The sequence below is a fragment of the Pseudomonas luteola NBRC 103146 genome (assembly GCF_002091675.1).
In the GTDB taxonomy this organism is placed as follows: domain Bacteria; phylum Pseudomonadota; class Gammaproteobacteria; order Pseudomonadales; family Pseudomonadaceae; genus Chryseomonas; species Chryseomonas luteola.
Genome location: NZ_BDAE01000053.1, coordinates 1 through 8,523, shown reverse-complemented (window position 1 = coordinate 8,523; position 8,523 = coordinate 1). Strand labels below are relative to the sequence as shown.

14 protein-coding genes are annotated in these 8,523 nt (G+C 51.5%); 13 read left to right on the top strand and 1 reads right to left on the bottom strand.

The window, feature by feature from the left end; genetic code table 11:
- The 4 genes from PLU01S_RS24605 to PLU01S_RS24590 all read left to right on the top strand — a co-directional run.
- Positions 1–285: hypothetical protein (locus tag PLU01S_RS24605; protein ID WP_244901225.1), on the top strand; the 285-nt coding region annotated here is incomplete at its 5' end.
- Complete coding sequence (locus tag PLU01S_RS24600) at positions 272–715, top strand: DUF5681 domain-containing protein (protein WP_074830728.1); 444 nt, start codon at positions 272–274, stop codon at positions 713–715. The genes PLU01S_RS24605 and PLU01S_RS24600, both read left to right, overlap by 14 nt.
- Positions 712–894, top strand: coding sequence for a hypothetical protein (locus PLU01S_RS24595; RefSeq protein ID WP_074830725.1), 183 nt, complete (start codon positions 712–714; stop codon positions 892–894). The genes PLU01S_RS24600 and PLU01S_RS24595 overlap by 4 nt, the downstream gene beginning before the upstream one ends.
- Positions 869–1,267: a hypothetical protein gene (locus PLU01S_RS24590; protein ID WP_074830722.1), complete on the top strand. Its 399-nt coding sequence runs from the start codon at positions 869–871 to the stop codon at positions 1,265–1,267. The genes PLU01S_RS24595 and PLU01S_RS24590 overlap by 26 nt, the downstream gene beginning before the upstream one ends.
- Positions 1,268–1,437: 170 nt before the next feature.
- On the opposite strand, the gene PLU01S_RS26070 is transcribed toward PLU01S_RS24590, so the two are convergent.
- On the bottom strand, positions 1,438–1,686 hold the full coding sequence (locus PLU01S_RS26070) for a hypothetical protein (RefSeq protein WP_139208990.1): 249 nt from the start codon (positions 1,684–1,686) through the stop codon (positions 1,438–1,440).
- A gap of 221 nt (positions 1,687–1,907) precedes the next feature.
- Between PLU01S_RS26070 and PLU01S_RS24580 the strand changes: the two genes are divergently transcribed.
- The 9 genes from PLU01S_RS24580 to PLU01S_RS24540 form a co-directional block, all read left to right on the top strand.
- Positions 1,908–2,522: a recombinase family protein gene (locus tag PLU01S_RS24580; RefSeq protein ID WP_074830797.1), complete on the top strand. Its 615-nt coding sequence runs from the start codon at positions 1,908–1,910 to the stop codon at positions 2,520–2,522.
- 42 nt (positions 2,523–2,564) lie between these two features.
- On the top strand, positions 2,565–2,996 hold the full coding sequence (locus tag PLU01S_RS24575; RefSeq protein WP_084339949.1) for a helix-turn-helix domain-containing protein: 432 nt from the start codon (positions 2,565–2,567) through the stop codon (positions 2,994–2,996).
- A gap of 558 nt (positions 2,997–3,554) precedes the next feature.
- On the top strand, positions 3,555–4,700 hold the full coding sequence (locus PLU01S_RS24570) for a hypothetical protein (protein ID WP_074830751.1): 1,146 nt from the start codon (positions 3,555–3,557) through the stop codon (positions 4,698–4,700).
- A 614-nt stretch (positions 4,701–5,314) separates the two neighbouring features.
- Positions 5,315–5,680, top strand: a complete 366-nt coding sequence (locus tag PLU01S_RS24565) for a DUF1413 domain-containing protein (RefSeq protein WP_074830704.1) — start codon at positions 5,315–5,317, stop codon at positions 5,678–5,680.
- 75 nt (positions 5,681–5,755) lie between these two features.
- Positions 5,756–5,950 (top strand): hypothetical protein, encoded by a 195-nt coding sequence (locus PLU01S_RS24560; RefSeq protein ID WP_074830707.1) that lies wholly within the window; start codon positions 5,756–5,758, stop codon positions 5,948–5,950.
- Positions 5,951–6,439: 489 nt separating this feature from the next.
- A complete protein-coding gene (locus PLU01S_RS24555; protein ID WP_074830710.1) occupies positions 6,440–6,622 on the top strand; it encodes a hypothetical protein in 183 nt (60 codons plus the stop codon).
- The gene (locus PLU01S_RS24550) at positions 6,622–6,903 is read left to right on the top strand and encodes a hypothetical protein (RefSeq protein WP_074830713.1); all 282 of its coding nucleotides are present in this window, start codon (positions 6,622–6,624) and stop codon (positions 6,901–6,903) included. Before PLU01S_RS24555 ends, PLU01S_RS24550 begins: the two co-directional genes overlap by 1 nt.
- On the top strand, positions 6,900–7,421 hold the full coding sequence (locus PLU01S_RS24545; protein WP_074830716.1) for a coiled-coil domain-containing protein: 522 nt from the start codon (positions 6,900–6,902) through the stop codon (positions 7,419–7,421). Before PLU01S_RS24550 ends, PLU01S_RS24545 begins: the two co-directional genes overlap by 4 nt.
- A gap of 173 nt (positions 7,422–7,594) precedes the next feature.
- Positions 7,595–8,523: hypothetical protein (locus PLU01S_RS24540; RefSeq protein ID WP_139804001.1), on the top strand; the 929-nt coding region annotated here is incomplete at its 3' end.

Below are 8,523 nucleotides of genomic sequence, written 5' to 3'. Positions count from 1 at the left end.
TCGAGCGTAAGGCCGTCCCGCTGGCCTTCCTGGTCACGAAGTAAGGGAGACGGGGGTAGCAATACCCCCTTTTACGCTATGGACCTGATCCCAATCGAGCGAGGCCAACAGATCTACCGAGAACGCCGCGGCCTCCCGCCCAAATACCATGCACGCCTCAAGCACAAAGGCAAAACCCTGGTCATTCTCCAAGGAGATAGTGAACAGGAGGTGCAGGAACGCGCCCAGAGGCTGATTGATGTCCTGTTCTCATGTGAGGAGGACGTAACCATTGAACACACCTGAAAACCCAACCAAAGCCCGTACAGGACGCCGTAAGAATGGCACCTGGAAGCCGGGACAGTCTGGCAATCCTGGTGGACGCTCAAGCAAGACGGCAGACCTACGGGCCAAGCTGGCTTCTGGTGCTGATGCTGTGGCTGAAGTAGTGCTTGAGGCTGCACAGAAGGGTGATATGGCTGCATGTCGGCTGGTGCTGGAACGACTCGTGCCCACCGTCAAGCCAGTGGCCCAACCTGTTCACTTTGACCTGGACGCCTCTGACCTTCCTGCCTGTGCTCGCTCAATCCTATCCGCTGTGGCTTCCGGCACCTTGCCACCTGACCAGGGTAAGGCACTGATTGATTCAGTAGTCAGCATGGCCCGTGTGATTGAGGTTGCCGAGCTGGAGCAACAACTAGCCGAGCTAAGGCAAATGCTGGAGGAGCGCAGATGAGCAAGCGATCCCTGATAGTAAAACTGAAGCGAGAAGCAGAGAACGTGCGTTTTAACAACACAGTCAAAGAAATTAGCGACATTATGGATGAACTAAGCGCAGCCGCTACAGGTGGAAGCGCCCGACCCGCTCAAACACTGGAGCAACTATTTGATGACTCTGAAAACATTACGCGCTGAAATTCAGAAAGCCTCCGAGGAGATCCGGGAACGCTTTGATGACAGCCTGACGGTGATCCTGGTGGCGGTGGTGGATGCCAAGGAAGGTGGCGTCAACTTGCCATGCTCTGGTTACGTCTGCGCCTATTACGTTGCTGGAGCATTCCGGCAGATGTATGTCATGGGAGAGGCTGAACAGGCTGAAGCATTGGTTCGTGCCTTTCTGGACTATGCACACAAGATCGAACGTTCTGGTAACTGCCGACCAGGGGCTGTAATGATGCCTTTTAAAACGCTTCCAGAGGCCGCTGTGGTGATTCCGCAGCCAACCGAGGGCGTTGGTATGGGTGAGCACGTTGCACGCCTGTATGACGCCATGAGGGCCGTAGCATGAAGAAACTGAACACTATCCGCAGGCAACTTGAAGCGCTGAAGAATGGAGCATGGAGGCCACCACTAAACATTCTCCTAACTAGTGAGGACGGGCAGGTTCGAGAGGCTGACCAGGAAGGGAGACGAGTCTACCGGGCATCAACCGAGACAGAACCGGAGTTTCTGGAACGCTTAACTCTTACCCATGTATAGGGTTGATGAAGGTAAGTAGCCAGCTTGAACGGATGCAAGTGCATTTTCTGCATCGTTAACAACTCTGGAGGCTGCTTCTAAACTAGCTAGGACAAGTTTTCTAGCTTGACGTATAGCTACACGAAGCTCTTGGCGGCAATTAGGATTTACTTTGCCTGTAGTGATTCGGTCCATAACGAGTTTCAAAGCAGCCTGTTTAATCTGCTCCTCACTGAGTTCACTTATCAAAGCCGTCTCCCTGGCTCATTAGTGGCTATATGACACTAATTTTACAGCACTTTCAGAAGCTCAATCTCAAAAGCCTTATCGCCATTGGTCGTAATTTTTAAGTACACATGAGCTGATACAGGTTTATTTAACCTTTTTCGGGCTTTTCTCTTGTTTAGTGGATACTTAAAGTGCAACACTTATTAAGTAGATACCTAAACTGCAACACCCGGAGAAAAGTCATGTTCGTTCGCGCCTACCTACGCGCTTCAACCAAAGAGCAGGATGCCAACCGCGCACGTGAGACGCTGGAGCAATTCGCCACCGATCATGGCAAGACCATAGCCAGCACTTATCTGGAGAACGAGTCGGGTACTCGCACTGACCGGCCTGAGTTGCTGCGTCTACTCAAGGATGCACGTAAGGGTGATGTGCTCCTGGTGGAGTCTATCGACCGTCTCTCCCGCCTTCCTGCAGATGACTGGCAAAAGCTAAAGGGGGCTATCGATTCCAAGGGGCTGCGTATCGTTGCGCTCGATCTGCCGACCAGTCACCAGGGGATGCTGGATACCAAGGGCGACGAGTTCACAGGCCGGATGCTGGCAGCGATCAACAACATGATGCTCGACATGATGGCCGCTATCGCTCGTAAGGATTATGAGCAGCGTAGAGAACGACAGGCCCAAGGCATCGAGAAGGCCAAGACCGAGGGTAAGTACAAAGGCAGGCCAGTAGATGAGGATCTGCACAAGCGAGTGCGTGAGCTATTAGCCGCAAACCTGGGTATTCGAGCTACTGCCCGACATGCGGGATGCTCGACCACTACGGTAATCAAGATCCGCGACAGCTTGGCTTAACTGTTAGAGTTTGCACACTGTTGCATACCTAAGGCCCTGCATATGTTGCACACCCTTGCTGAAGCCATTGCACTGACCGGAAAGTCGAGGCGAACCCTATATAACCATTGCGACCAAGGCCGCATTAGCTATAGCGTCGGGCCAGATGGTAGAAGGTACTTTGAAACGTCAGAGCTGATCCGCGTCTACGGTGCATTGCACACCCCTGAGGGAATTGCACACCCTGAACCTGCACAGGTTTGCACGCCCCCGGTTGCACACCCTGATGCACCAATGACCGAGGCGACAGCCCTACGTTTGGTGGCGGTAATGGAGAAGCTGATAGAGCTGCAGGAGCGGCAATTATTGCTAGAGCACAAGCCGTCTAAAGTAGACGTAAATAGACAGGATGATCAGGCCAAACCAACCGGGGGACAGAAACCCCCGTCCGTTTCGGTGCAATCATTTGCTGATCTACTAAAGAGTCTGGATTAGATGGATGACAGAGTGACGGCAGACCGCTAGCATCGACCGGGCAAAAAAAAGCCCACATCGGCAAAATGCGGGCTTTTTTAGATATGAATCATCACCGGCAAAGGCTGATTCATGAATCAACAACGACTAAGAGGCGATTCAGTGGCGTGATACTAGTAGAAATGCACCAGGTCATCAACGAGTGTATTTTTAACCAGTCCCGCCTATGTATCGCTCCGCTACGGAGCGCAAATGGCAATCAGAGCCAGAAAAAAGCAACCGGCATATAAGAGTCTAGGCTGTAGGAATCGTAGCTTTGACAGGTTCCTGGCGAGCCAGTGTGATGTGTTTGCTTCATTGCAAGAACATGAGAAGTGCTACATGGCGAGCGCTCTCTGGGGTTGGTCAGGAGGCAGATTCCTGCACAATTCTGGAGACAGTGACCTTATCCCTCATCACTGGGAAACAAAACAGGCCGTTTTTGGTAGTGCTAAACGGTTCGATGAGGTGAATTCGGCGCTAGGGTGGTTTGTCTTAACGTTAAAACCCAAGATTGGTAAAAGCGCTGGAGGTTGGACAGTGACTGCAAAGGCCAAGAAGCTGACAGCGGATTACTTGCAGCGCTCTCGTCAAATGTTGCTGACGGGACTAGAGGAGCCTGAATCAGGGCTCATTAACGCAGACGGCTCAGTCTATCGAATGCAGCGAGACGGCATTCAATCTAAGACCCGATCCGGCAAAACATCCAAGCATGCCCGAAATGTGATAGATACTGCTGTTCCCATCAATGGCGACACGCTGCACGAATTCGACGAAGCGGCTGATGCTTGGCTGTATGGCGAAGAGTGCCCGCCTGGGTTCGATTGGGCCTTTAAAAAATGGAATGAGATTCGCAATAGCCGCAGCCCTAACCGTGGTCGTGAATATGCTAGAGACCGCGTAGAGAAGGCCAAGGCCCAAGCCTCTAAGCTGCTGGACATCGCCAAGTGTTCCAATGTGCCCGGTTTCGTAGTGCCTACCCGTTACATTGAAAGCGAGGCTGGCCGACTGTATGCCGAAGGCATGATTAACCTTCAACGTTGCTATAGCGAAGTAAGACAGGCTGCGTTTATTGGCTGCTATGACGTGGACTTCGAAAACTGCCATTGGGCACTGCTATCCCAAATGGCAGCACGCGAAGGCATGGAAACCCCAGCCATTACTCGCTACTTGAACAACAAGAAAGCCACGCGCCTGGATCTGGCCTTGGCTGCTGGTATATCCGAGGATGATGCCAAGTTCATGCTAGTGGCGATGATCTACGGTGCAACCTTGTCTTCAAGTATCGCCGAAAACCGTCTAGCTATTACTCGTCGTCTTGGCTGGGAGGCTGTAGAAAGGGCGCTGGCCTTTGAGCCTCTGGTAGCACTCAATAATGATGTGAAGCGTGCCAGAAAGGCAGTCATAGCGGCCTATATTGCTCAGACTAAAAAGGCTGGCGTGTTGGTTAATGACTTTGGCAACGAGATTGCCTTGGCTGCTGATGATAAAGAGCAGCTAGCTCATATCCTGCAGGGTGCTGAAGCCTTAGCCTTGCGCTCACTGATGACCGCTCTCAAAGGTGATGTGCTGTTGCTCCAGCATGACGGCCTGACATGCAAGACTAAGCCAAACAAGGCAGATTTAGAGAATCGGATACTGTCCGAAACTGGCTTCCGGCTAACCCTTGAAATTGACCAGCTCTGAAGTAGCTACGAGAAACAAGGGAAAATCTCTGTAAGCCGCGTGGTTACTGGCTTGTAGAGGTTTTTTCCTTGTCTTTATCGAGGTTAATATTAACTCCCTTCCTCCTCTTCCTCTCCTCTTTGCTCCTTCTTCCTCGTCATCCTTCCTCTGCACACACCTCGCGGCGCATAGCAGTTCTTAATTTAATCATCTTCATTGCTTAGTTATGGGGATTGATTTACCGACTCGAGGCCTTTCAATCTGCACACTCAATCCTGATTACTTCGATTAAATATCATCGCATTTCAACTAGATCCGAGTCAGACCAACAGATCAGTTTCACCCTATCCAGTCCTTACCAAAGGGTAGAACTTGTCCTGCCCAAAAGGCACAACTTGTTCTCTACCTGATAAACGTCAAGTTCTGGATGGGGCCAACAACTGGAAAGAGTCGTCCTGAGTGTCAAAAACAACACACTGGACCAGCACCAGATAAAAATCATGCCTGCACTGTGCAGTGATCAGTGAGACCAATACGTCAAACTGAAACCAATCATTTTATAAAAGTAGTTGACCTCATTATTAAACTCATTATGATGTGCACGTGGACATGAGTTCACTAATGAGGATTAAACCATGCTTGTTACTTTAAATATCCCTGATGATCTGGTTGCAGCTTTAATTGCTCAATCCAAAGAAGCCGGCACCACTCCGGTAGAGGCTTTCATTGAAGAACTTCTGCGCGATGCTCTTGAGCAGCCTGCAGCTGAAAGCACTCTTGTAGAAACCACTCTTCATGAGGCTATACAAGGGCTAGATAAAATTCCCTCAGGAGAGGAGTTCTTTCTTGAGGATGTGCTGGATTCGCAGGCTTGGAGTGCTATGTCTAATGGTGAACGCAAGTCTCTTGGACGCCGTTTTAGAAAGGCAGTCGAAAGCAAGGGCTTGGCTGAGTGGCAGCGCCGTAACTATGCCAACAAAGCTGTTTATAAGAGGACATAAGTGTAGAGAGTTGTCAGTCCGATGCTGCGAACACCGGACTGACTATCACACGGTGAAGCCTTAGGAGGAAACGCCATGCAATCCAACTTTACCACTGCTGCTGCTCAATCTTCGAAAGAGACGACATATTCTGTACGTTTGCTTGATAACGACTACAGCACATTGCTAAGTGCTCCTCTTTCTGAGGAGTCTTGGAATGACGATATTGAGCGACTGAAAATCATCGGCAAGCAAATGGGTGCTAGCCAGTTGGTTATCTCACTGCTGTAAGCCCATAAGCCCCGCCACTGTGCGGGGTTTTTTACTTTCTAACGGTTAGTTTTGCGACCAGTACGCGTACGCGCGAGGCATTAACTGTTTTTAACAAACGTCCCACATTTCGTGCATACGAAGGCAGTAGCCTAGGGCAGGATTCGCAAGCGGCTGGCCTTTGCCGCCAACGAGTGCAAATAGCACCGTTAAATACCCATTTTGGGGGGAATTAAGTCCCTCACATCTGAGGGATTATCCGGTAGGCCCTAATTGTGTCCCTGGAACACTTTTAACCCTGACAGCAGGCTGGAGCAGGGGCGTATCATTTTGGGTATTTAAAAATTAGTGATACGAATTAGGCCTATTAACTAGCCTGAAAGCCCCGCCAGTACGAGCATCTTTGCTCACATCAATGTTGCATCTGAAGTAGACTTAAAAAATACTGGACAAAAGAACAGATTAGTTCTAATTTGCCATTATTAAGTTATAACGTTGCTAGGTGCCTTTATGAGTACGAGTTCGAGTACGAGCCCTAAGGTGCGCGGGAGACAGCACAAGCCGACCCGCTCAGAAGTGGCCGCAGCCTGGGAACGCATCCGTTCCGCAGCCGACCAGGGAGACGTTCAAGCATCGGCCTTGCTGATTGCCTTGGCTGAGAACCTGCCTGTGCTGCAAGTGGAGGCCCGCTAATGCTGACTGCAACCATCGTGGGTAGCCTGTCGGGTGGTTTGCAGTTCGACGAGACAGGGCAGCGCTACTGCACCATTTACAGCGATCAGGCAAACCGAGCCGTCCGTGCTCTGATCCGCAATGACAAGCAAGCTGCACTAATCAGCAGACTGGCTAAACATTCAAGGCTGACAGCATCCGGCCTACTCCGCAGCAAGGGCGCAATCGGCAACGGTGGCAAGGCCCTGGCATTCCTGACGATCATCGTCCAACAGATCCAAATCCATGAGGTAGCCCAATGAGTACAGAACCTGACATCGACACATTGAACGAAGAAATCGAGCGCTTACGGCAGAAGAATGCCGAGCTGCTTAACGAATCCAAGAAGGCCAAAGCCCGTACAAGTGAACTGGAGAGCGCCTTGCAAGCGGCTAACGGCAAGCTGATGGATCTGGAGCTAAACAAGCCAGTAGAGGCCATGCTCAAGGATCTATTCATTGTCTCGCCACGTCTGGCCCGTATGGAGCTAGAGGAGCACTACCAGTTCGTTCTTGGTGAAGACGGCAAGATTCAGATGCAGGACAAGCAAGGCAAGCCGGTCGAAGTCCAGCTAGACGACGAGGAAGCTATCCGACCCGCCCAGTTCACAGCTAAGGACATCGAGTCAGCATTGGTAAAGACAGGCAAATTTGACCGCATCCTGATTGGCTCTAGAGCCTCTGGTGGTGGTGCTGTCGGTGTGAAGTCTGGATCAGGCTATACACCTAAACCAGCAGTCGCTAATGAACCCAAGCCAGCTAGTCCGTTTGGTCTACGGTAATGCTATATTGTAGCTAGGGAGTTTTAACTACTCTCTAGCCAGTACCTTTGCCCTGTGGGCATCCCGCAATACCCCGGCCTGTGGCCAATCCTGTAACACCTCTAGCCTGTGGCTACCCTTCCGCGAAGTCTGTGACCCGCGAATCAAACTCTATGATTCGAGGCTATATCCTCATGGCTACTACACGTCTATCTGACGTTATCGTTCCATCTGCTTTTACTGACTATGTTGTCCAGAACACGATGGAGAAGACCGCCCTAGTCGCCTCTGGTGTTGCTGTAAAGAACAACGTCATTACCGCGCAGCTCACAGCAGGGGCTGACAGCTACACCGTTCCTTTCTGGCTGGACCTGGGCAACGATGAAGCCGACATCGTGACAGATGACCCTGACCAGCATTCCACGCCTAAGAAGATCAACACCGGCAAACAGCTCATCCGTAAGGCATTCCTGCACCAGTCCTGGTCCGCGATGAACCTTGCTTCTGAGCTGGCTGGATCTGACGCAATTGCCCGTATTCAGTCCCGCGTAACCGCGTATTGGGAACGCCAACTGCAGCGTCGAATCATTGCCTCACTGTCGGGTGTGATGAACGACAACATTGCCAACGATGGCGGCGACATGGTGCTGGATATAAGTGGCACGACTGCTTCTACCTTCAGTCCTGAAGCGGTGATCGATGCTGCCGGGACTATGGGCGATGCAATGGATTCAGTCACCGCTATTGCCATGCACTCGGATCTGTACCGGGAAGCGCTCAAGCAGGACCTGATCGACTTTATCCCGCTAAGCCAGCAGAACATGCGGATGCCCACCTACCGCGGCCTTGCTGTGGTGGTAGATGACGCCCTAGTCGCTACCGGTGGCGTTTATACCTCGATCCTGTTCGGCGCCGGTGCAGTGGCGTATGGCCTGACCGCTCCGCGAGTCGCTGAGGCTACCGAGGTCGAAAGTATCGCTAGTGCCGGTAATGGTGGCGGTCAACAGATCCTGCATAGCCGCATAAACCTCTCTATTCACCCTGCCGGGTTCTCCTGGGTTGAGGGCACGATCGCTAGCGAAAGCCCCAGCACTAACGAGCTTTCTGGCGGTACACATTGGGA